The organism is Bradyrhizobium sp. LeoA1Lang (genome assembly GCF_055413685.1).
In genome coordinates this window covers 1-1,179 of record NZ_JBVAPG010000412.1, presented here as the reverse complement: position 1 = coordinate 1,179, position 1,179 = coordinate 1, and the positions used below count along the sequence as shown (strand labels likewise).

3 protein-coding genes are annotated in these 1,179 nt (G+C 65.1%); all 3 read left to right on the top strand.

The genetic code is table 11. From position 1 onward, the window contains the following. Positions 1–531, top strand: a 531-nt coding sequence (tnpA, locus tag ACZYOF_RS43860; protein ID WP_463719600.1) for an IS66-like element accessory protein TnpA, incomplete at its 5' end; no start/stop codon positions are given. After that, a complete protein-coding gene (tnpB, locus tag ACZYOF_RS43855) occupies positions 528–881 on the top strand; it encodes an IS66 family insertion sequence element accessory protein TnpB (protein ID WP_091897204.1) in 354 nt (117 codons plus the stop codon). The genes tnpA and tnpB, both read left to right, overlap by 4 nt. A 50-nt stretch (positions 882–931) precedes the next feature. Beyond that, the coding region (locus tag ACZYOF_RS43850; protein ID WP_463719599.1) for an IS66 family transposase at positions 932–1,179 on the top strand (248 nt) is incomplete at its 3' end.

Sequence of the window (1,179 nt, the reverse complement as noted above, 5' to 3'; positions counted from 1 at the left end):
CCCCACCTAGCCATCCTTCGGCTTGCGCGCGATACAGCCTGGCATGAGCGGATCGGTGGAGGTGTAACGATGGCAAATGCCATGCTTGATGCCAGGCAGGAAGGTGACTCCTATCGTCGCGTCGAGGTGATCACTGGGGAGCGCCGACGGCGACGGTGGACGGGCGAGGAGAAGGCCCGGATCGTGGCGGAGAGCTTTGAGGAGGGTGCGAACATCTCCGAGGTGGCGCGGCGCAATGGGGTTTCCCGCGGGCTGCTTACGGTGTGGCGACGCCAAGTTGCGGCGGCGGTAGCGGGCAAGGCGCCAAGCTTCGTGCCGATCCAAATTGGTGCCGAGAGCGGTGGCGGGACAGCTGGCGAGTCCGAGCGTATTTCGCCGGTACAGACGAAGCCTTTGGAGATCGCCGCGCCGCCGGCCAAGGTCTGCGGGGTGGTCGAGATCGAGGTGAACGGGGCGCGCATCCGGGTCGAGTCGGGCGTGGAGCTGGCGACCCTGTCGACGGTGCTGGCGGCGCTTCGGGGGATCCGGTGATTGCACTACGGTCTGACCTCAAGGTGGTGCTGGCGGCACAGCCGGTCGACTTTCGCAAATCGGTGCACACGCTGTCGGCGCTGGTGAGCGAAGCGCTGCGTGCGAACCCGTATTGCGGCGACGTCTTCGTGTTCCGCAGCAAGCGCATGGACAGAGTGAAGCTTCTGGCGTGGGACGGCAGCGGCATGGTGCTGGTAACGAAGTGGTTGCACCAAGGACGTTTCACCTGGCCGCCGATCCGCGACGGCGTTGTGCATCTCAGTGCGACGCAGCTTGCGATGCTGCTCGACGGGCTCGAGTGGACGCGTGTGTCGCCCAAGCCTGTGAAGCAGCCGACCGTTGTCGGCTGAGGCGTGAGGATTTCGCTGGAGCACGGGTCGCGCGGATGTATCGTCTGATCATGGCGATTCGTCCCGACGCTCTCCCGACCGATCCGGCGGCTCTGACCGAGATGGTGCTCGCGCTTGACGCTGAGAACGAGAAGCTGCGCGTAGCAATGCAGACGCTCAAGGAGATGATCTTCGGGAAGCGGTCGGAGCGGCTTGCGGTGCTCGTGGACGAACAGCTTGCGCTCGAGCTGGGCGATCTTGAGGCTGACCCTACGCTGCCTGCGCCCGCCAACGATGATGTGGCTGTGGCGAAGCCACC